The sequence below is a fragment of the Ruminiclostridium papyrosolvens C7 genome (assembly GCF_000421965.1).
Classification (GTDB): domain Bacteria; phylum Bacillota; class Clostridia; order Acetivibrionales; family DSM-1351; genus Ruminiclostridium; species Ruminiclostridium papyrosolvens_A.
The window spans coordinates 17861-40996 of the sequence record NZ_ATAY01000034.1 but is presented as its reverse complement, the minus strand read 5'-3'; the positions used below and the strand labels follow the sequence as shown (position 1 = coordinate 40996).

Below are 23136 nucleotides of genomic sequence, written 5' to 3'. Positions count from 1 at the left end.
TTTGTAACATACATTTGTTAAATTTTACATATTATCTATATCTTAATTTTGCCAATTTCTTTCGAATACAATCCATTTAAATAGCAGAAATTAATTATATATATGGACAATTTTGCTTAACCTAAATTATAATTAGTAAAAATATTAAAGGGGGAGCTTATGAATAATTACTACAACCTGTCAACTGATGAAGTTTTAAATAAACTCAACACCAGTATGGAAGGAATATCCGGTAAAGAAATAGACCGGCTTAGAACCCAATACGGCTTTAATGAACTAAAAGCTGAAAATAGAGCAGGATTCTTTAAAGTTTTCTTCAGTCAGTTTAAAGATTTTCTGGTAATAATCCTTCTGATTGCAGGTGTTATTTCTCTGTTTCTAAAAGATTATGAAAGTGCAATAGTAATCTTTGCAGTTACTATACTTAACTCCATTTTAGGCACGGTACAGCATTTTAAGGCAGAAAAATCCCTTGACAGCTTAAAAACACTTTCATCTCCAATAGCCAAGGTCATAAGGAATAATGAAAAGATTGAAATACCGTCTCGCGAAGTTTTGGTAGGTGATATACTTCTTCTTGAAGCAGGCGACTTTGTAAGCGCAGACGGAAGAATCCTTGAAAATTACAGTCTTCAGGTTAATGAAAGCTCTCTCACAGGTGAATCTGAAAGTGTACTCAAAGAATCGGAAGTTATCAAAGACACTGAAATTGCTATAGGTGACAGGAAGAATATGGTGTTTACCGGCAGCCTTATTACTTATGGTAGGGCCGTTGTAGCAGTTACAGATATCGGAATGTCAACGGAGCTTGGAAAAATCGCACATTTAATGGAATCGGCTCAAAGCAAGGAAACTCCCCTTCAGATAAGTCTCGATAAATTTGGTAAAAAGCTGGCTGTTGCCATACTTATACTTTGCGGAATAATATTTGCTGCAAACGTTTTAAGAGGCTACTCTCTTATTGATTCATTTATGTTTGCAATAGCACTGGCTGTTGCTGCAATACCTGAGGCACTGAGTTCAATTGTTACCATCGTCCTTGCAATAGGTACTCAGAAAATGGCCAAAGAAAATGCCATTATAAGAAAACTTCACTCTGTAGAAAGTCTTGGAAGTGTTTCTGTAATTTGCTCCGACAAAACCGGTACATTAACCCAGAACAAAATGGTGGCAGAAAAAGTATTCGTTGGTTCAAAGGTTCTGGAATCCAGAGGCCTTTCAATGGAGGATACTCTCCTGAGAACTATTGTTAAAATGAGTGCTTTGGCAAGCGATGCTACTATAACAGGGGACAAGGGCGTTGGCGACCCCACTGAGCTTGCTTTTATAAAACTTGCAAATAATTACGGTTATGAAGAAGAAGACCTTCGCAAGGAATACCCAAGACTTTCCGAAGTCCCTTTTGATTCAGACAGAAAGCTTATGAGTACCTTTCATAACATTGAAGGACAGTACATGATGTTTACAAAGGGTGCTCCCGATATTATCCTGAGCAGAGTAAGCACCATAGCCGAAGAAAATGGAGAAAGGCCCATTTCCCAAAGTGATATAGAAATGTTAGAAGGGATAAACAGGGACTTTTCCAATGATGGTTTAAGAGTCCTTGCGTTTGCATATAAAAAATTTGATTCACAGGCAAATATTTCTGTTGAAGACGAAAGGTATCTTACCTTTGTGGGGTTAATTGCAATGATTGATCCTCCCCGTGAGGAATCAAAGCTGGCAGTTGCCGACTGCATTAAAGCCGGAATTAAACCTGTAATGATAACGGGTGACCACAAAATCACAGCCTCTGCAATAGCCAGACAAATCGGTATTATGACAGAAAACGGAAGAGCTGTGGAAGGCACTGAAGTTGAAAAAATGTCCGATGAAGAACTGAGGAATAATGTTGAAGATATCTCCGTTTATGCCCGCGTTTCTCCTGAACACAAAATAAGAATAGTTAAGGCATGGCAGGACAAGGGAAACGTTGTTGCAATGACCGGAGACGGAGTAAACGATGCACCCGCTCTGAAACAGGCAGACATAGGTGTAGCGATGGGAAAAGTCGGTACGGAGGTAGCAAAGGATGCCGCATCCATGATTCTTGTAGACGATAATTTTGCTACTATTGTTAAAGCGGTGTCAAACGGTCGAAGCATTTATACAAATATTAAAAATTCCATAAAGTTCTTGCTTTCGGGAAATACAGCCGGAATACTTGCTGTTCTGTATACTTCTATTCTGGCACTTCCACTTCCGTTTACAGCAATGCATTTATTGTTTATAAACCTACTTACAGATTCCATGCCGGCTATAGCCCTTGGATTGGAGCCTTATAGAAAAGATGTGCTTAACTCCAAGCCTCGTGATATTAACGAACCTCTGTTAAATAAAGGCTTCCTGTTTCATGTTCTTTTTGAAGGAGCAGTTATTGCCGCCAGTACTCTTGCAGCGTTTTATTATGGGTTGAGCAAAGGTGATGCCACCCTTGCAAGCACCATGGCTTTTGCTGTTCTGGCTTTATCACGAATGATTCATGGCTTCAATTGCCGCTCAAAGTACCCAATATATAAAGTTGGAATTTTTTCCAACAAATTTCTCTGGGGTGCTTTGCTTATAGGAGTTGTATTGCTGGCATTGGTACTTTGGGTTCCTTTACTCCAGAGCCTATTTACAATAAATCCTGATGTGTTGGGATATCTAGGCGTAATTGTTCTATTGGCATTGGTTCCTCTGGTGGTTATTCAAATTTATAAAGCTATAAGAACGGGTATGAATAGTAATAGTAAAATGACCAAACAATAATAAGGCTGTACATTAATATCAGCCGGGGAGGTTATTGCTATATGGGAAAAAATAAAAGTACAAAATCAGACGGTGTAGAATATTTTGCTGATACACAGAACTTGGAAACCCAGAAACGGATATCAAAAGGAAACATTAAGAAGTCGGTTTTGGAGACTAAAACTAAATAAATAATTAACACTTAAAAAGACGCTGTCGGATTAAACCAACAGCGTCTTTTCTATTTAATATTTATATAAATTATCTTGCTGTATAATGTGTGTGAAGCAGCTTGTGAGCCTTGTGTCCGCCTGCTTCTCCAAGGTACTCTGAGTATAATTTCTGTATCTCAGGGTTTTCATGTGACTTTCTCTTTTCACATGATACATCGATATCATAAAGTCCCTTGATTCTTGCAGTTTTAACAGCATCTGTAGTTGATTTATCCTTGATGATTGGCTGTCCTCCACCGTTGATACATCCGCCTTCACAACCCATTACTTCTATGAAGTGATAGTTTGCTTCACCTGCTCTTATTTTATCAAGAAGCTTTGACGCATTTCCTGTGCCGTTTGCAACAGCTACCTTTATCTCCATATCAGCGATATTAACAGTAGCTTCCTTGATTCCATCCAAACCTCTTACAGCAGTATACTCAATGCAATCAAGTGATTTTCCTGTAAGCTTGTCAGCTACTGTACGAAGAGCAGCTTCCATAACTCCTCCGGTATTACCGAATATTGTTCCTGCACCGGAGTACGTTCCAAGTATACTATCCTGCTTGCTGTTTTCCAGTTCTGCAAATTTGATTCCTGCCTGTCTTATCATTTTTGCAAGTTCTCTGGTAGTTATAACCGCATCAATATCCTTTAGTCCGTCAACGTTCATTTCTTCCCTGTCAGCTTCATATTTCTTTGCAGTACATGGCATTACTGATACAACAAATACGCTCTTAGGATCAACATCAGTCTTAATTGGATAGTAGGATTTTGCAATTGCACCAAACATCTGCTGCGGTGATTTGCAGGATGAAAGATTTTCTATAAAATCATGGTAGTTATGTTCACAGTATTTAATCCATCCCGGTGAACAGGATGTAATCAACGGGAGCTTCCCACCGTTTTTAATTCTGTCTATAAGCTCGTTGCCCTCTTCTATTATTGTCAGGTCGGCACTGAAGTTGGTATCGAATACTTTGTTAAAGCCCAATCTTCTGAGTGCTGTAACCATTTCGCCCTCAACATTTGTTCCCGGCGCAAATCCGAATTCTTCACCCAGAGCAACTCTAACAGCCGGAGCAGTCTGAACAACAACGTGCAGCTCAGGATTTTCGAGAGCCTTCCATACCTTTTCAGTATCGTCTCTCTCCTGTAATGCTCCAACAGGACATATCTTGATACACTGACCGCAGTTTATACACTCCTGATTTGCAAGACCTTCTTCATATGCAGTTGTAACTGTCATATGTGCTCCACGGAAGGCAAAGTCAATAGCGCTTACGTCCTGTATCTTTGAACAGACACTTACACATCTTCCGCAGAGAACGCACTTGTTAGGGTCTCTTACGATAGGGCCGGAAGTATCCAGACATCCCTTGTCAACCTTTCCCTCGTATGGAATTGCATCTATTCCGTTGTCATTACAAAGTGTCTGAAGCTCACACTTCAAGTTTCTTGGACATGAAAGACATTCTCTGTTATGGTTTGCCATAATCAGCTCAAGTATGTTCTTTCTTGCTTCTCTTACTGTGCTTGTAGCAGTTTTTACAACGATACCCTCAGATACCTTAGTTACACATGCAGGATGGAGACCTCTCCAACCTGCAACTTCAACGACACAAACCCTGCATGAACCGGGCTCGTTTACACCCTTCATGAAACATAAAGTCGGAATATCTATATTCAGCTGTTTTGCAGCTTCAAGAATTGTAGTGTTCTTTGGAACAGAAACATCAAATCCGTCAATTTTTAAATTAATCATATCCATAATTATTTACCTGCCTTTCCAGACATGCTGCACACTCCGGCTCTGCATTTTCCGTTGATATGCTCCAAAAATTCTTCTTCAAAATATTTAACCAGTGTTATCAATGGCATTGGAGCACTTTGTCCCAATCCGCAGAAACTTGTTGTCTTCATAGTTTGTGCAAGACTCTTCATTTTATTAAAATCAGCCATAGTTGCAGTTCCTTCTGTCATCTTGTCGAGAATTTCAACCAGTCTGTGGTTTCCTTCTCTACAAGGTGTACATTTACCGCAGGATTCCTCTTCAAAGAATTCCATAACGGTTTTCAGGTAATCTACTGCACAATGTGTGTCATCTACTACAAGTACTGCACCTGAACCCAATGAAAAACCAGCTTTTTTCAAATCATAATAGCATATCTTTGTGTCAATCATGCTTTCAGGGAAACAGCTTCCTGATGAACCGCCAAGGTGAACAAATTTCAACTTACGCCCGTCTTTCATTCCTCCGCCCAAGTTGAATATAAGTTCTCTCAAAGTTGTTCCGAAAGGTATTTCGTAAACTCCTCTGTTGTTAACATTACCTGACAAGCACATTAATTTTGTTCCGCCGCTGAACTCAGTTCCCATTGAGCTGAATTTCTCTCCGCCGTCCTTGATTATCCATGGAATACATGAATATGTCTCAACGTTGTTCAGTATTGTTGGCATTTGATATAAACCACAATTCTTTATATAAGGCGGCTTTTGTCTTGGCCTTCCGGTCTTTCCTTCAATTGATTCAACCAAAGCGGTATTTTCACCGCAAACATATGCACCTGCGCCAGAAACAACCTTTAATTCAAAATCAAAACCTTCTCTACCTAAAATATTCTTACCCAAATATCCCGCTTTTTTTGCATTTTCTATAGCACTTTTCACGATTTTCTGAATAGCCGCATATTCGCCTCTGATATAGATATATCCTTCCTTGGCACCCATTATATATGCACCTATGGTCATACCCTCAATCAGTTCAAACGGGTCTTCAGACAATATATGTTTATCCTTAAATGTACCGGGTTCACCTTCATCGGCATTACAGACCATGTATTTAGGCCCTCTTTGAATTGCATACGCCTGCTCCCACTTAATTCCGGTAGGATAGGCAGCTCCGCCTCTTCCAAAAAGGTTTGCTTTCTTTATTTCTTCTATTGCATCAAGGTGTTCCATTGACATTGTTTTTTTCAAGCCTTCATATCCACCGGCCTGAATATATTCTTCAATACTGTCAGGTTTAATTTTCCCAAATCTTGCGCTTAGTACCTTATCCATTATGTTGGCCCTCCCTGTAAGAGTCTACTATCTCTGACAACTTCTCAGATGTGAGATTACCATAAACTTTTTCACCTATTTTGATAGCAGGAGCTATGTCACATGCACCAAAACAACTTGACTGAATCAATGTAAATACTTCATCTTCAGTCGTCTCACCCGGTTTTAAGCCAAGTTTTTCTTCAAGAAGCTGCAATACATTTTTTGCACCTGAAACATGACATGGTCCGCTTTTACAGACTTCAACCAAATACCTGCCTCTAGGCTCGGTCCCAAACATAGAATAAAAAGTAATTACACTATATACCCTGCTTACAGGCATATCCAGTGCCTCTGCTACAAATACAACCCATTCATGGGGCAGGGAATTTGTCCCTGACATATTTTGTAGTTCTAACATCACTTGAATAAGATTGTCTTTTGAATTGCCGTAGCGATTCAATATCTCCTTAACCTTCTCCATTTTGCCCTCCCGCGGGCCATAACGACCCCTCATATAAAATTAATTCTCCCCTTGTCCTAATGACAAATAAGGAACAAAGTACCAACCCTAAAAGTACATTGTATACAATTTAAAATCTTTACCGTATCTTTAATACGCACTTTCAATATATCCATTAATATTGTAATTACTGTAATTTGTATTGTCAATCAAAGTTTGATATTTTTTTCACAGAATTTTATGACAAATTGTAAATATTTTTTGTATACCCTAAGTATTCTTTACATATAGTCTATTATGTATTAAAATTAATACATAAAAATAACGGGAGTGATGGAAATGTCTGACTTTAAAACAACGGGCTATAAGAATTCTAATTCACACCATTGCGAATGCTGCACCTGCATGGAAGGCTATCCCAAGAAATGTGATTGCGGCGGTTTGATTCACGTTGAGAAAACCGAAAGTGATAATTTTGGCTCACTGTTGGTTTTCAGATGCGACAATTGTAATTTTGTTTTCGATATTCAGGAAGAAGAGTATTAAAGGACTGCATAAGCTTTGCAGTCCTTTTACGTTGATTGGTCTTTTTATTATTCTATATTAACTCCCGCCATTTTCATTAGATAAATAGCGTTTCTTGTATCTGATACGCCTTTTCTGAGCTGATAATCAAAGTATATCTGATTATCTTTGTAATACTCCTTGAAATGGTAATTCCTAATTCGGCCTTGGCTCTCATTTTCCATATCTGCAAGTTCGAGGTCGTGAGTAGAAACAAGTCCCCAGGCCCCTTTTTTATCTAACTGGTTTATTAGCATTTTAGCACCGGTATGTCTGTCTGCTGAGTTTGTTCCCTTAAAAATTTCATCCAGAAGGAAGAATACCTTTTCTCCCCTTTCCACTGCTTCAACAATCATTTTTACTCTCAGTAATTCGGCATAGAATGAGGAAACACTTTGTCCAAGATTGTCACTGGTTCTCATACATGCATATACCTTCAGTACAGGGCAGATAAAAGATTCTGCACAGATTGGCAGGCCGAGATACGATAATACAAGACTCATTCCTACAGTCCTAAGAAAAGTACTTTTGCCTGACATATTGGAACCTGTTATAAGCAGTATCGGTTCTTTTGAATTTATTATTATACTATTGCATTTTCTGTTCTTTGACAGTAATGGATGTCCTAAATTTAAAGCTTCTACGCGGGGAGCATTTTCTTCACAAATACGAGGCATTACATATTCGGGATTGTCATGCCACATCAGGGACAGACTGCATAAGGCTTCAACCTCTCCAATTGTGTCAAACCACTTTTCAACATGTTTACCTCCGCTTTTTTTCCAGTTTTCAAGAGCTGCCAGACAGTGAAAATCCCATAGTACGGCTGTATTAACGAAGATATGCATCAGGTTGTACCTGTTTGCAATAAGTTCCCATATTTTTGAAAGTTTTTCAATCTGTTTCCACGCAGGACTTCCGTAGTCATCTTTTAATCTGTTTTTTAAATTATTTATATAAATACTTGAAAATTTCTCTGTTTCAAATTTTTTTAATATACTTTTATATATTTTAAGTGTATCGGAGTACTTTTCTACTAACTCAAAACTCTTGTTTCTGTTTTCCGCTCTGAATCCAATCATAATAAACTGTAAAAGATAAAGTACTATAGGTATATAAACCGGAACAAGCCCCATTATGCCCAGTATAAGCATGCAGAATGAAAGAGCAGGAACTCCAAATATAAATAGCTTAAATTTAGGCGATGTGTACAGGCTTTTTTCTTCCTTTGCCCAAGAGTATACATCATCCAACTTGTTCATGGTATCCAGAAGAGTTTTCTTTCTCTTTTTGTCACTGTCTTTATCGTTAGTCAGCGTTGTATTCTTGTTAAGGGTTAAGCCGTTTGAAAATAGCCTGTGTCTGAAGATAAGCTTATTGCCCAACTCCTGTAAGGCTTCCTGCCGCTTGTATATTTCTTCTTTTTTATCAAGGGGATTTAGAAGTATTTCAGCCAGCTTCTGCCTTCCGGAATATGTGGCTGTCATATTAAGCATCTGGAAAAGGGAACCTTTACCGAATATATCAAGGTCATACGTGTAGTTATGCTGTGGACTCATGAATTCTTCACCTATATCTGGAAATTCATTCCATTCACCTTCAACTCTTTTCAGGCACATTTGATTTATCTGAAACATTGCGTGATAGTAGTTCTTATTTTTTATAAATGTGTTGTGAATCGCAGAAAGATATAAGAACAATCCCCCAAAAAGCAATGCTATTGCAGCCATTAAAATATATAGCTTTAAGAAAAAGAAAACTGCAATCCCTATTAAACCCGCAAAAAATACTAACAGCTTGTAATTACCTGTATTACTGCTTCTTGCGGTGTATAATTCAAGCTTTGTTTTATAAACATCTACTCTTTTTTTGTACTTTTCTTCCGGTGTTCTCATTGCCAGCCTCCATAATCTGCGGTTATCAATTAGTATATACTGAATATGATACCAAGCCCTGTTTAAAAATTCCATAACAAAATTGTTAATAATAAGGAAATTTCAAATATATAGTTGTTCCGGCTCCCGGCATACTTTGAATCTCCATTAGCCCATTATGCTTTTGCATGACATTATAGCAGAAGGATAACCCTAGTCCGAAATTTGACTCCCCTTTTTTGGTTGTAAAAAACGGTTGAACTACCTTATGTAAATTCTCATTTTCAATACCTTCACCCGTATCCGTTACAGCTATTGTGTGATATCTGCCGTCTATATAAACACATATTGATAAACTATCTCCCGGCTTTGAGGCTTCAACTGAATTCATAAATATATTTACTAGTACCTCTTTAACATTTTTTCTGTCCATTGATATGATTGTATCCCCGGAATAGTTCTTTGTGACACTTATATTTTTTGTATCAGTAAAAGGTTTTACCATCCCAAGGCAATCCTCAATCAATGAGGCAATATTCTCCATATTTTTTTCAAGCCTTATTTCGGCAATCTGGTCTTTAATCTTTTTTACCATATCAAGGACATACTGACTTGAGTCTAGTATTATATCTGCATTCTTTTCTATTCTGTTAACATCATTTTTCGGAATTGTCTTAATATTCTGCGCACACATGGCTACTTTATTCATCTCGTTTTTTAAGGTATGAGTTAGAATTAAAGTACCTGATGAAAGAGTTAAAATACTGTTAAAAGGATCATATCTCTCAAAATTCAGCTTGACTCCCCAAATCCCATACCGTGAGCTAAGAACGACAAAGATAATCAGTAATGCAAAAGTGGCCAAAATGTCACGTTGTATACTTATCCTGATTTTAAGAATCGGTATCAGATGACATGATATATATCCGTATATTGTAGCTGCTGAAATTGTCACACAAGTTGACAGCTTTTGACGTTTGATAAATACTACCTTCTCCTTGAGAAGCGACCTGATTAAAATATAATTTGTAATAAAAAAATAAGGTGTGGCCCATATTATAAGAAAAATTCGATATTTATAAGATGAAATTTTCAACCCGAAAAATATAATCGTAATAATAGGCGGTATTAGCAAAAACAGTTTGAAATATAACTTACCCACCAGATGTTTTGTTGAGAACCATCCAGAATAGCTTATACTGAACATTAATAAAATGAAGGGTGCAAAATTAAAGGAAACAGAAAGAAGAAAACGATAAAAAAGCCTGTTTATAAAAGCAATATGTACATTACCCCAATTAATATCACTTAAAAATTTTCCCAGTACTCCCCCTCCAACAATATATCCAAGAAGACATATCCACCTGAGAGGTCGGTATTTTGAACCTGCAACCATTATCAGCGTTGAAAGGCTCCAGAGTATGATTGTGGCTAAGATATACATGTTCTCTCCTGTATGTGAAAATTAAATCAAACCCTTTTGGCGCACCTTTTTTATTGCCTGCCTTACCCTGCTGACTCCCATTTTTCTCAGTATGCTCTTAACTTGTGTCTTCACAGTATTTTCTGATTTAAACAATTCTTTTTGAATCTCACTTCTGGAATACCCTGTCTCAAGCAAATGAAAAACTATTCTTTCTGATTCTGTTAGCGGCTCTAGCTGTTCTTCAGCCTTTATTCTTGAATACTCCTTTAAAAGCACCTCATAAGGAGAATTGCCGGCCTTGGCAGAACGGATTGCATCTGCCAGATGCGCGTAATTTTCTTTAGACAGAAAATTTATTGCTCCTGCTGTAAACGAATTGAGAACAATTTCCTCTTCATTAAGACATGTTAGCATAAGAATCTTGGTATCTATTTCTGCAATAATTTCAGCTGCGGCATAAATCCCGTCGCATTTGTTTCCACTGAGGTTAATATCCATTACTATAACATCCGGATGAATCATAGTCGCAGTTTTTATCGCACTTTCCCTGTCATTAGCTGTTGCCTCCAGATAAATATCATCCTTTGACAGCAAATAATCCTCAATTGCGGTTACCCAATCAGTATCATCTTCAACAAGCATCGTTCTGATTTTATTCATAGTAAATGCTCCTATATCTATATTTAGTATTATTTTACATTATATCATATTTATTACAATTGCAAGCTGGTTTTTTGCACAACAAAAAAGAAGCAGAACAACTGCTTCCTGAATGCATCAAGTGGATTTTAAACTTTCAGCAAAAAGAATATAACCTCATGACGATTAGCAATTTATTGTTAGGATACCTTTTTTCCTTCTACTTCTGATTCTTTTTCTTTTAACCCATAACTAATAATATTAATAATATTGTTCAGACTGTTGAATTTTCCACTAATAATATGTTCCTGAGATATCTTTATATTAAATTCCTTTTCAATATCGGAATGCAGATAAAGCAAATCTCTGGGAGCCATCCTCATTTTACTCCCCAGAAAATGTTCATCCTGTACCTCTTCCCAAGACTCTGACAGATCCATATCGAACCTGCTCTCAAATATTTTTAATAACTTCTCATTTATAACCTCAATATTCATTTTATCGTACCCTCCCTCATATGCATTGAGCATTACCATAATCAGCAAGCTTACTAATAATATGTTCAGACATATTCCCAGCGCTATCAGTATTCTGTACATTAAAAACAGGTATCTCCATTTTAGAATACAGATTAAGCTTTTCATCGATATATGTTGAATCAAGGGTTGTATAAATGTTCTTATTTTCCTGTTTAGAATTCACCCAGTCAAACATTACATTTGAAATGTTGTAGCAGCCTACCTCAAAGCCTAGTCTATATTTAACCAAATCTGACAGACCTTTAAAATAGTTATTATCATATTCCGCGTAATGACAGCTGAATATGGCACTATCGGATGGTAGAGCCTGGGAAACTTCGTAGGCAAGAATACCAAATCTGTTTGTAAGATTATTATTAAAAGGCATGATTCCCCCCGGAATTCCTATAATAATAACATCCGGTTGCTCATCATTCTCTATTTTTTTAATAAGGTGATTAAAGAATACAATTTTATTTGTCTCCGGTAATGTACCGTTAAACATGAATTCAGGAAATGAATGAAACCCCAGTAATTCACAATACCCTCTTGTTCCTATCTGGCTTACCTTGTAGCCCTCACTCAAAAATTTCTCCCTAAGAGAAAGCTGAATCTCAAACTTGCTTGTCCTTTCGCCAATTCCAAGAACGAAAACAACAGGAGTATTGATGTTGTAAAGGAATTCGTTTTCAACAGTTATTGTGGGGAATTTCTTATGATTTTCTGGATAATTTAAATATTTAAAACCAACTCCTGCTTCCTTACATTTCTGAGATATAGTTTTCAAATCTTCGTCTCTCAACTGTGCGGTAACTGTTATATCTTTTCCATGTTCCGCTGCTGTGAATACTTTTGGCATTATATACTTTTGAAAATCCAGATGCTTTTCCGAATCTACAATCATGACAATATCACATAGCTCCAATGCCTCATCAAAGTCAGCAGTGACATTTAATCCTGTATGACCGCTTTTGTCTGCATCTCCGGAATCTCTGCCCTTAAGCCCCCAACCTCCGGGTGATACCAGTGACACTATCTCATAGCCCACTAAGAACTGTCTATGCCTTAATATAGGGGTAAAACCAGAGTCATATGGATATATGAGTACTTTTTTATTTTCCATGCTATCCCTCCAATACATAATAACCGTTATTATCTTCAAAGCTGTGACCGAATTCCATAAGCGTGCAGTAGTCCTTGAAAGCTTCCTCCTGTGTAGCTCTAACCGCATTACAGTGTTTTGACTTCATTTCAGCGGACAAGCCCTCTATATCATCAGCACTGGCTGCACATAAAGTACAAAACCTGAAAGCCCAGCAGTTAATGCAGCTTTTTTCGGTTATTTTTCCTACATTCAGTATTTTACGGATTTTTTCATAATCAAACCCCATATCGACATGCCCGATTCGCATTACTTCAGAGCTTTCACTTACCCTCTCGCAAGGATAAAAGTTTCCGTTTACATCCATAAAAAGCCTCTGAGCACCGGGAACACATGGTCCGCTATGATGTGTTTTGTCGGGTAACTTTTTTGTGTACAGTCTTTCTTTAGAAAAACTTGTTTTCATCCTATTATATGTACCAGTGACAAGCTTTGAGACGTTCCTCTTATCAAGCTTACCAACTTTATTAAGATATAGTTTAAAAACTTCATATTTGAATTTAATATCAAAGTTATCTGAAGATTGGTATTGCTTTTTTGAATAATTTACAGATATATCAGACGTATTTAACGTTGAATCAGTAAAAATGTCATCTGAGTTAAAGAATTCATTCATACAGGAAAAATCATTCTTTCTGTCCATAACAACGTTAAATCTGACTTTTTTAAAATACTCGGGATAGCTTTCTCTAAAGATTTCAAGGTTTTTATTTACTTTGTCAAAGGTTCCACAACCGCCGACTGCAAATTTCCTGTTCACATCATGGATCTCCTTCGGACCATCAAGACTTATAATGATAAGGAAATCATGCATGCTAAGGAAATCCAATATTTCTTTGGTAAAAAGGGTACCGTTAGTGGTCATACCAAAGGTAATTTTTTTCCCTCCATAATTATCTAATGTATAGTTTACACATTTTTTTATCAACTCAAATTCAAGAAGGGGTTCTCCACCATAAAAGCCCACATTAACCATATCCACATCCTTGGAATGACTTATTAAAAAATCTATTCCATTTTTTGCCGTCTCAAAGCTCATACGGGCATTAGCATGTCCCCTATTCAGGTAGCCTCCAGAATATGCACAGTATTCACATCTCAGATTGCATTGCTGTGTCACCTGCAGAGTTATCATTCTTATTTTACTGGCAAGATTTTGCTCAAGTAAAGAATCCTCCGGGTGAATAATCTCTTTTACCTTATTTGAAGAAAGAAGGCCCTTCCCTTTCATCTTTTCAATTAAAATATCATATTCATTATTTCCTGAGCTTTCTCCAATGTCAATTTCATTATCCCTCTTTAAACATAAATAATTATATACTGATTCCTGCGTTTTAATAATACGATTAGTATTAATATCGTATATGTAATACCCTCCGGGAGTTTTAAAAAGGTGTATAAAAGGTGTATCCCTCTCCATGTGAACCCCTCCTTGAATGTTTATATTTTAAAATATCATTTATACCCCAAATTTCAGAATTATATGATATAACCGAAACATTGTATGTTTCGGTTATATCATATATAATTTAATTTATATAAGAACCTTATAATTCATGGAACTATCAGTTAATATAATTGAGCCAAGCAGTATAATCTCCCATGTAAGTTCCATAACTGTAAGCTGGAGATTCATAACAGCCACACCCGCATCCGCAAGACGAATACGCCTCAACACTTCTTTCAACCTGACTTAACTTCTTACCAAGTTTCTTCATAATTTCACCCCCTTTTTTTCTGCCTCGACAGAAGCTCGCGAAATTCTTCTGCTTTCGGCTATTTATGAGTCCTGATATCCCCGGAGTAAATCACAGGATTCAATTTGAACTTGTCCAAAAGTAACTTTGGTAACCTTTATATTTATAATAGTAAAATTCTTCCATTACAGGTAGGGTGATTTTTTATCACCCTACCTCTTTTGGAAGAATTGCATTGTGTTTAATTTGAGTCATAACCACACGTAGAACGTGTGGTATTCGTTAGACAAACTAAACTCCTTATATGATACTATTCTCGGTATCACATAAGGAGTTTTTAAATTCTGACACTTATTCAAATCGTATGTTTAATTTTTAACAGTAATATAGCCATCTTTAATGTTAAAGGTTACAAATTCAGAAGTACTTGAGTTTTGTGCAGTATCTGTCATATAGAATCCGTACAGGTAATCTGCTTCTGGCAGTTCAACTACCTCCAGCTTGAGCTCATCTCCTACCTTAAAAGCTTCTCCGTCAACATAGCCGCCTGCATCATCTGTTGCTCCATAATAGTAGTATTGCGGAATAATCACATCTCCGGTGCATATATTTATGATATCCTTGTCAGGCATACCGGTCTTCTCGTCAATACCTTTCCATGCACCCAATACTATTCCCTCAGGATATTCTTCGCTATACAAAACCTTTATATCTACAGATTCTCCGTTCAGCTTGGCAGGAATGGAATAGGTTACATAATTATAATCAATTATTTCGTCAATATACATTGACACAATTTGCCCTCCAAGAGTAGTCCAGGTACCTGTAAAATTTTCCTTTACTATACCGGTATTAGGATCCAGCTGAACATCCTTATCCATACCTAGGTACATGATTGCATTGCCTTCTTCGTCACAGGGCATTGCCAGTACTGAATAAAGCTCATTTATATCCGCAATATCTTCAGGGGCTATCTGTACTGAAAACAGGCTATCCGAATCTCCACCACCTGCATTGGGATCAGCCTGTATTAACTGAATCGGGGTTGTATCTGTTAGAATCCCATCCACATATGTGGCAAGAAACTTCTGATAGTTTTTGGAATAGCCTGTATTTTGATATTCCTTTAAGTTATCCTTAAAGTTTTCCTTGTCCTTGCATGGAAAATATATGGATAACCCATTTGCATTTGGCTTTGTGTCACTGGTAACCTTGTATGTAATACAAGCCTTTATACTTTTCATTAACTGATTTGCTTCACTCGGATAAATACTCTTTAGGTTATAGGCAATGTCATAGATATCAGCCATGTCAGTAGTACCACCATGAGCACCCGCATCTCCATAGTCCTCGGCTTTAACTCTTGCTTTTGATACCGCAGTAATCCTTTCAGGGTCCTTAATATCATTGCTGGCTTTCTTTATAAAATTCTCAAACGCAGTGTTAACTGCACTAACTTTTGCAAGGTTAACTACTGATAGTGTAATTTGTTCGACTGTGCCCTGTGTAGTTGCTTGCTTTTTATAGCCGTCAGCTATTGCCTTTCCAAATTCAGCACCTGTTGCTGTAGGTTTCTTGTTTAAGGCCTGCAATGCAGAAGTATAGTCCCATCCATGGCCCGGCTCAAGCTCCTCGGAAGCTACCATATATGAAGCATAATCCTTTATTCCTGTAGCCGTCTCAATGTTTCCCATCAAACAAGCATCAAATCCAACCAGTTCAAATTTTTGTTTACTGGTAGCTGTTGCAGCCTTTAATGCACCATTTATTTCTTTTATAGACAGGGTTGGATCATTACCGCCATTGTTTTCATCATATCCAAAGCCTTTAGCACCAGCACCATGATCCCACAATACTACGGCATATTTTTTTGCAGGATAATTCTTCACTCCCCATACAAGGAAATCCTGTAGAGTACTCTGTTTACCCATGCTACGGTTTCCTAAATTATTTTTTAATAGTTTGATATTCTCCTTCTGAACCAACCAGCGCTGGTTTACCTTGTTACTTATCATAGGCAAATTCCACTTTTTCGTTCCTCCGGTTTCAACCAAAATGTTTACATTCTTTGTTGAACCAACTGCTGCCATTTCAATTAAATCATTGGTTGCAGCCCCACCGTCGCTCTCCAGGTCAGACCCAACCATATACACTAAAACGGTGTAGGGTGCAGCCTTTGCTGCCTCAACGTTCGAACTACTAAATAGTACTGTAAAGACAAATATAGCCAGAACCAAAGCTGTACTCATAAACTTACGCATAGTTAATTCCCCCTAATAAAATTGAAAATATATGCATGGTATATTCAATGCTACTTGCTTTCTTTGTTCTCTACACCATGATCCTTTTTCAAAGTTTCTAAGTCTGCTAAATATTCTTTGGATAGCCTTTCAGCCTCTGTTAGTTTATCATTTGCAGTTTTTGCTAATTTTTCGTCATTCTTTCCAACTGCGTCAAGCAGTATGGCAAAAGCTTCAGATTGTGCTGTCACTGATGCAAGATATTTATCGTGTACTTTTTTCACTTCTTCCGTTGCCGGAACTGTTGCTTTTGTTTTTGCAATTAATTCAGCAGCTGCAGGAATTATCACATCCTTTAATTTAACCCCAAACGCTGAGTCATCTGCATTACTGTCTGCCTTAACGGCTTGATATTCACTGGATACTTTCTCTTCTAATGTTGCAATAGTTGGCAATTGATTGTTAATGTAATTAATCAGGTCATCTTGCACCGGATCTGATCCACAACCTGCTAATACTGTAACGCAAATAAGTAGTGCTGAAATACTTGCCATAATGTTTTTCACTTTTTTCATTTTCTACTTCCTCCAAATGTTATTGTTATAGAATACCTATTGTACTTATTCAATAAGTATGCCTGTAATTATATCTTAAAAAGTCTTTAACATTCATTTGCTGCCTGAAATGCTATTTTTATGGCATGAAATGTAATTTAAAATTCCTTTTTGCTCTTTCATGGTATAATATAGCTAAATTACTCAGTGAATGCCTGCAGACGTGTTTTGAATTCAAACGGCAGAACTATAAAGATTTTCTGTTCCCCCAAAAATGATAGCCTATATCTTTTAAATAATGCGAAAATCTTACAAGGATTTGTTGACGAAAAAAGGATAGCAACTACAAAATCCATATAATATGAATTTTGCGGTTATTATCCTTTTTTGAAACTTACTGATTCATTAAGATTTATGTTTTTGTTATCTATTTCATTGCTTCTATTAATTCCTTATGTATTAGCCCATTTGTAGCAATTGCGGGGCTTTTTGAAATGTAGGTTAAATCCTTGCCCTGCCAATCGGTTATGCTGCCGCCTGCCTCTTTCAGAATTATGGAAGCTCCCGCATAATCCCAAGGCTGCAATTCCATTTCAAAATACCCGTCAGTACGTCCGGCAGCTACATTACATATATCTAGAGCTGCAGAACCGCTTCTTCTTATATCTCTGCATTTGCTAAAAACGTTTTTGGTTATTCTGAAGGTCTCATCGGCTTTTCCTCTGTCGTAGGGTGAAGTTCCGAAGGCCAAAAGACTATCGGATAGACTCCCGTTTGAAGTTACCTCTATTCTCTTGTTGTTTACAAATGCTCCCTTACCCTTTTGTGCCGTATACATTTCATTTAAAAAAGGATTATATACAATTCCTGCGTAGGGAACACCATCTACCACCAATCCAAGGGCTATTGCGGAACATTTGTACCCATACATAAGGTTTGTAGTTCCGTCAACGGGGTCAAGTATCCATGTATATTTTTCAAGAGAAAAATTATTATCTACCGTTTCCTCAGCAATTATATTACTGTCAGGCAACAAATTAACCAGCTTACCGAATAATATCTCCTGAACCTTCAAGTCTATTTCAGTAACAAAATTAGCAGTACCATTCTTAGTAATGACTTTCTTGTCGTCCATGCTTTGCAGCAAAAGTTCTCCTGCCTCACGAACCATTTTTACAGCATCATTTATTGCTGTTTCTATTATATTACTCACTTTTATTCAGCTCCTGATACCTCTTTATTTTTTTAGTTGTAGTTTTCTCAAACTCTGTATCCCTGAGGGTAAACTCTTTTACATATTTATATGTTACCAGTTCCTTGTTAATCCGTTTAACCTCTTGGTTTATAACAGCTTCAGCATCACTGCTGCCAAGGATACCGTTTTTAAAGTCTTCTTCAATCTTTTCTCTTTCAGGCACAATCTGAGCACATACAACTACATCATCATTATCATTTTTCCCAAAAACCAGGGATTCTTTGATATAGTCACTTCTGTTAAGGAGCGTTTCGATTTCTTCAGGATAAACGTTTTTACCATTCTTTGTTATGATTACATTTTTCATTCTGCCGGTAATATGAATAAATCCGTCCGAATCCAGATATCCCATATCTCCCGTATAAAACCAACCATCTCTGATTACTTCATCCGTAGCCTCTTTGTTCTCGTAGTAGCCCATCATTACGCTTGGACCTGATACCTTTATCTCTCCGACACCTTCGCTATTCGGATTATCTATTACCACCTTTAATCCGGGCAAGGGTAATCCAGCAGCATCATCCTTAAACCAGCAGTCTCTGTTTAAACCCACAATAGGTGCACACTCTGTAAGACCATAACCCTGAACAAGTTGTATACCGATATTTCTGAAACCCTTTGATACTTCCGGGTCAATAGCAGCTGCTCCGCTGATGAATAGTCTCAAATGCCCTCCCAATGCTTGATGAATTTCTGCAAAAAGTTTCCTCCTCACATCAATTCCCAACTTACCGAGAGCATTACTGATTTTAATTCCAAACTTTAATTTTTTTGCTCCCCCTGGCTTTTTAGAAACCTGATGCATTAATTGTTTATATATTGACTCAAAAACCAACGGTACACCGTTCATTACCGTACACTTTGATTCGCTGAGATTTTTGACAATATGACGGAGACCTTCGCAAAATGCAACCGTACACCCTCTGTACATCTGACACAGGAATCCGCAGGTACATTCGTATGTATGATGTGCAGGTAAAACAGAAAGAAAAACATCCTTTTCATCTATATAAAGCATAGAACACATAGCCATCAAGTTTTCTGCAATATTCCTGTGAGACAGCATAACCGCCTTTGACTTGTCAGTTGTACCTGAGGTAAAAAGTAGTATATTCATTTTCTCATTGTCTATAACTGCATCCAGAAACTCTCTTTTTCCGCTCTTTATTAGGTCATATCCATTTTTAAGCAATCTGCTGTACGACATCTGTCCGTCTGAATCTTCATCAATATCCATGTTTATATAATACTTACAGGTAGTGATATTTTTAAGAATACTTGAAATATTCTTTGACACAGAACCTGAAAAAATTATAGCATCTGCATGGCTTCTTAGCAGACAATTCTCAATCTCGTTTTGTGGCAATTCCTTATCCAAGGGCACAATAATGCCTGTACCGTTACACACACCTAAATAAGTAGTAGCCCATTCATACCTGTTTTCACCAATGAGGGCAATCTTTTTGCCTTTCAGGCCAAGACTGATAAGTGCCGTTCCAAGTGCATCAATATCGTCCTTGTACTCTTTAAAAGTAATCGGAGTATATGATGCAGAGTTCCCTTTTTGTTTAACCAGAAAAGCAGGCTTGGCACCGTACAGACCCGCACTTTGCTCTATCATGTCTTTAAGATTTGATATTTTTCTTACTTCGTATAATGGTTTGCTTTTCACTATGCTACCTTCTCCCGGATTTTTTATGAATTTTATAAAATATTTTATCATATATGCTACGTTTATTCTGCAAATATTTTTCTATTATTTACTTCTAATATAACCCAAGTATTCCATACAATATTCGTCAAGGCCTGCTATCATTTCAGCAGTAAAAATAGTACTTTTAATCTGTTCATTGGTTATGTCCACAATACCGCTGTCAAGTCCCGCAAAAATTGCAGCTGAAAGGAAAACAGAATTGATATCTGTCCTTTTAGGGAGCCCGAAGGAAACGTTTGAAACTCCGCAAATAAGGTGAACATCAGAATGAGCTTTTCTGACCCCTTCTATTGTTCTGATTGTTATGGCTGACGCTTCACTCTCCACAGCTACCGCTTCTGCTAGGGCGTCAATGTATATGTCAGTATTTTTAATTCCTTCCTTGTTCATTATTTCAATTAATTTAAGTGAATTTTCCACTCTTTTTTCCACCGTTTTGGGAATACCTTCGGAATCGATAGGCAGCCCTACAACCCCTGTCTTGTAACTTCTAGCCAACGGTAGCAGATCATTTATTCTGTCCTGAAGCGTTACAGAGTTTATTATTATATCCCTGCCCGATAAAAGAGGCAGAGCCTTTTCTATTACAACAGGCGAGGGTGAATCAAGCATGATTCCGCAGTCTGTATTTTCCAGAACAATATCCAGAATATATTTTAGCATTTCGAACTCATCTTCTCTGAATATTGCTGTGTTAATATCAAGATATCTTGCCCCTGCCTCCTGCTGACTTATGGCTATTTGCCTGATAGCTTCGGTGTCCTTGGCTTTCATTTTATCAAACATTTTAGGTATGGAACTGTTTAACTTCTCTCCAACTATTATCATTTTATATCTCCTTAATTTTTTTTATCAATTCACATATTACACCTGTTCTTTTAAGAGGAGTCATAAGATAAAAGCCGGAGACATGAGGATAAATTTCCTCAACAATATCCATTGTAATCTCCATTCCCAACTTTTCTGATTCTTCACGGCTTCTATCCCGGAATTTTTCTATTGTCTCTGTATCTATATCTATTCCCGGAACCTCATTATTTATAAACTGTGCATTTTTGTAGCTCACTATTGGCATGAATCCTGCGAATATGGGTACGTTCAGGGTTTCAATCGCTTTAAGCAAGTTTTCAACCGCACTTTTTGTATAAATTGCCTGAGTAAGGAAACAGCTGATGCCGTTTTCAATTTTAGTAAAAGCCTTTTTTAACTCGGCACTAAAATTTACTGCATTTACATTTAAAGCGCCGGCTATTTTAATGTCCTGTCCGCAAAAAACATTGCTATTTAAGCTTTTAATATAATTTGCAAGATTGGAAGAATTAAAACTGAAAACTCCTTTTATCCTGCTACGCTCAATATTGGCAATAGGGTCGCCTGTAATAACAAGGACATTCCGTATTCCTTCTATATGCCCTCCCAAAAGTGATGCCTTTATCCCCAGAAGATTTTTGTCTCTACAGGTTATATGAGGCATAACGGGTATAGCTGCTTCCCGCTGAATCTTTGCAGCCATAATGGTACTTTCTGCCCTTGCTTTTGCCAGAGGTGAATCAGCAATAGTAATAATATCTGCCCCGGCCTGTTTAAGAATGAGCGTATCCCTGAGCATATACTCCCAATTAGTATCAAAGGGAGGATCCACTTCTACCAGTATTGGCTTTTTATTCTTAATAATTCTGTCAAGAATATTTTCATTTGCAAGGTCGCATGTCTCTATATGAGTACTTATGCCCGCATTGGATTCAACAGGTTGTGGGCAGGATAACAACTTAGCGGCAGCAGCGATATGTCGTGGCGTAGTTCCGCAACAGCCACCAAGAATTTTAACTCCCAGCTTCTTTATATCCACAAGCTTTTCAGCATAGTACTCAGAATTGTCCGAATAAACAGTTCTGCCTCTCTCTGAACCCGGATATCCCGAATTGGGCATAATAATAATGTTTTTACCCCTGATATCCGCTTTTTCAATAAGACGATACATATGGGCAGGGCCGCTGATGCAGTTAAGTCCAACCGCATCGACAAGACCGCTGGCATACATTTTTTCCATTATATCAATATAAAAAAGTCCTTCCTTTGAGTAGCCGTCAGGATAAACTGCGAAAGAAGTAACGATAACCGCATCAGGTAAACGTAACCGTATGTAAGCTGCAACCCCCGTCAAAACATCAGTATTTGCAAAGGTTTCAAACAGAAAGTTTTTTGCCCCGCATTCCATAAAAATATCAACGATTCTTTTATATTCTTCCTCGGGATTGGCTCCTTTTCCGTCAGGTATCGGGCCAATATCCGCAAAAACTGCCACCTCTTGTCCTGAACAAGCCTGTGCGGCAATGTCATATCCCGATTTTATAATCCTGTCAACCTCCGACTGTTGACAGCCAAGTGAAAAACGGTTTGCACCAAAAGTATTTGTTTTAATGGCGTTTACACCGGCTTGTATGTACTCTAAATGAATATTTAAAATATTTTCTCTTTCACTAATATTAGCAAATTCACAGGGAGTATTGTTTTTATGCTTTGATGAATAGTAGGTACCCATGGCACCATCAAAAAGGAAATAATCTCTGTTGATGAATATATTCATGTTTTCCTTACCTTTTATTTTCTATAAAATAGCCGGGTGTATAAGCCACCCTTCATTGAAATTATTATACTTTTTGTTATTAAAGCAGTCAAGGATACAGTTCTTTTGCACAAATACAGAAAATTTGAACTTTTGATATTAAAGATGTAAAATATATTTAATAATATCCGAAAAATATACATGACTGTTTATGAGAGGAGTGTTTTGAAATGGATGTTGCAGCTGTTTCAATTTCAATGTCCCAGGCTTCATTGGCCCAAAATGTTAATATTGCCGTTGCAAAGCTGGCACTGAATAGTATGAACCAGACAGGCGCCGATTTGACAAAAATGATGGAGCTTAGCGTAAATCCGGGTTTGGGTAGTAATTTTGATGCTAGCATTTAAACTATGATGCAAAATTTATTCAACAAGAGGC

General features: G+C 37.3%; 20 protein-coding genes. 4 read left to right on the top strand and 16 right to left on the bottom strand.

Going from position 1 to position 23136, the window contains the following annotated elements; all coding sequences use genetic code 11:
• Positions 1–159: 159 nt before the first annotated feature.
• Both L323_RS31870 and L323_RS41910 read left to right on the top strand, forming a co-directional pair.
• Positions 160–2790, top strand: coding sequence for a cation-translocating P-type ATPase (locus tag L323_RS31870; RefSeq protein ID WP_020815722.1), 2631 nt, complete (start codon positions 160–162; stop codon positions 2788–2790).
• Positions 2791–2831: 41 nt separating this feature from the next.
• Positions 2832–2960 (top strand): hypothetical protein, encoded by a 129-nt coding sequence (locus L323_RS41910; RefSeq protein WP_014312408.1) that lies wholly within the window; start codon positions 2832–2834, stop codon positions 2958–2960.
• A gap of 70 nt (positions 2961–3030) precedes the next feature.
• On the opposite strand, the gene L323_RS31865 is transcribed toward L323_RS41910, so the two are convergent.
• The 3 genes from L323_RS31865 to L323_RS31855 are packed head-to-tail and all read right to left on the bottom strand — an operon-like array spanning position 3031 to position 6510.
• A complete protein-coding gene (locus tag L323_RS31865; RefSeq protein ID WP_020815721.1) occupies positions 3031–4755 on the bottom strand; it encodes an NADH-dependent [FeFe] hydrogenase, group A6 in 1725 nt (574 codons plus the stop codon).
• 2 nt (positions 4756–4757) lie between these two features.
• A complete protein-coding gene (locus L323_RS31860) occupies positions 4758–6047 on the bottom strand; it encodes a complex I 51 kDa subunit family protein (RefSeq protein WP_020815720.1) in 1290 nt (429 codons plus the stop codon).
• Positions 6040–6510: a complex I 24 kDa subunit family protein gene (locus L323_RS31855; RefSeq protein ID WP_020815719.1), complete on the bottom strand. Its 471-nt coding sequence runs from the start codon at positions 6508–6510 to the stop codon at positions 6040–6042. Before L323_RS31855 ends, L323_RS31860 begins: the two co-directional genes overlap by 8 nt.
• A gap of 318 nt (positions 6511–6828) precedes the next feature.
• Here L323_RS31855 and L323_RS31850 point away from each other — a divergent pair, with 318 nt between their 5' ends.
• On the top strand, positions 6829–7035 hold the full coding sequence (locus L323_RS31850) for a hypothetical protein (RefSeq protein WP_020815718.1): 207 nt from the start codon (positions 6829–6831) through the stop codon (positions 7033–7035).
• Between the two features lie 47 nt (positions 7036–7082).
• On the opposite strand, the gene L323_RS31845 is transcribed toward L323_RS31850, so the two are convergent.
• From L323_RS31845 to L323_RS31790, 13 genes are all read right to left on the bottom strand, one after another.
• Positions 7083–8948 (bottom strand): MutS-related protein, encoded by a 1866-nt coding sequence (locus tag L323_RS31845; RefSeq protein ID WP_020815717.1) that lies wholly within the window; start codon positions 8946–8948, stop codon positions 7083–7085.
• A gap of 85 nt (positions 8949–9033) precedes the next feature.
• Complete coding sequence (locus L323_RS31840) at positions 9034–10371, bottom strand: sensor histidine kinase (protein ID WP_020815716.1); 1338 nt, start codon at positions 10369–10371, stop codon at positions 9034–9036.
• A 21-nt stretch (positions 10372–10392) separates the two neighbouring features.
• Positions 10393–11013: a response regulator gene (locus tag L323_RS31835; RefSeq protein ID WP_020815715.1), complete on the bottom strand. Its 621-nt coding sequence runs from the start codon at positions 11011–11013 to the stop codon at positions 10393–10395.
• A 179-nt stretch (positions 11014–11192) separates the two neighbouring features.
• The gene (locus L323_RS31830; protein WP_020815714.1) at positions 11193–11489 is read right to left on the bottom strand and encodes a peptide maturation system acyl carrier-related protein; all 297 of its coding nucleotides are present in this window, start codon (positions 11487–11489) and stop codon (positions 11193–11195) included.
• A gap of 16 nt (positions 11490–11505) precedes the next feature.
• Positions 11506–12633, bottom strand: coding sequence for a TIGR04066 family peptide maturation system protein (locus tag L323_RS31825; RefSeq protein ID WP_020815713.1), 1128 nt, complete (start codon positions 12631–12633; stop codon positions 11506–11508).
• Position 12634: 1 nt separating this feature from the next.
• On the bottom strand, positions 12635–14092 hold the full coding sequence (gene ccpM / locus L323_RS31820; RefSeq protein ID WP_020815712.1) for a Cys-rich peptide radical SAM maturase CcpM: 1458 nt from the start codon (positions 14090–14092) through the stop codon (positions 12635–12637).
• 145 nt (positions 14093–14237) lie between these two features.
• The gene (locus L323_RS40795; protein WP_020815711.1) at positions 14238–14390 is read right to left on the bottom strand and encodes a CLI_3235 family bacteriocin precursor; all 153 of its coding nucleotides are present in this window, start codon (positions 14388–14390) and stop codon (positions 14238–14240) included.
• 347 nt (positions 14391–14737) lie between these two features.
• Positions 14738–16630 (bottom strand): clostripain-related cysteine peptidase, encoded by a 1893-nt coding sequence (locus tag L323_RS31815; protein WP_020815710.1) that lies wholly within the window; start codon positions 16628–16630, stop codon positions 14738–14740.
• Positions 16631–16680: 50 nt separating this feature from the next.
• A complete protein-coding gene (locus L323_RS31810; protein WP_020815709.1) occupies positions 16681–17184 on the bottom strand; it encodes a hypothetical protein in 504 nt (167 codons plus the stop codon).
• A gap of 406 nt (positions 17185–17590) precedes the next feature.
• The gene (locus L323_RS31805) at positions 17591–18376 is read right to left on the bottom strand and encodes an inositol monophosphatase family protein (protein WP_020815708.1); all 786 of its coding nucleotides are present in this window, start codon (positions 18374–18376) and stop codon (positions 17591–17593) included.
• Complete coding sequence (locus L323_RS31800; RefSeq protein WP_020815707.1) at positions 18369–20090, bottom strand: AMP-dependent synthetase/ligase; 1722 nt, start codon at positions 20088–20090, stop codon at positions 18369–18371. The genes L323_RS31805 and L323_RS31800 overlap by 8 nt, the downstream gene beginning before the upstream one ends.
• An 84-nt stretch (positions 20091–20174) precedes the next feature.
• Entirely contained in the window at positions 20175–20960 is a 786-nt protein-coding gene (locus L323_RS31795; RefSeq protein WP_020815706.1) for a dihydropteroate synthase, read from the bottom strand.
• A 1-nt stretch (position 20961) separates the two neighbouring features.
• A complete protein-coding gene (locus tag L323_RS31790) occupies positions 20962–22719 on the bottom strand; it encodes a bifunctional homocysteine S-methyltransferase/methylenetetrahydrofolate reductase (protein ID WP_020815705.1) in 1758 nt (585 codons plus the stop codon).
• A gap of 209 nt (positions 22720–22928) precedes the next feature.
• Between L323_RS31790 and L323_RS40790 the strand changes: the two genes are divergently transcribed.
• Positions 22929–23105 carry a YjfB family protein gene (locus tag L323_RS40790; RefSeq protein WP_020815704.1) on the top strand — a complete coding sequence of 59 codons (177 nt, stop codon included), beginning with the start codon at positions 22929–22931 and terminating at the stop codon, positions 23103–23105.
• Positions 23106–23136 lie beyond the last annotated feature (31 nt).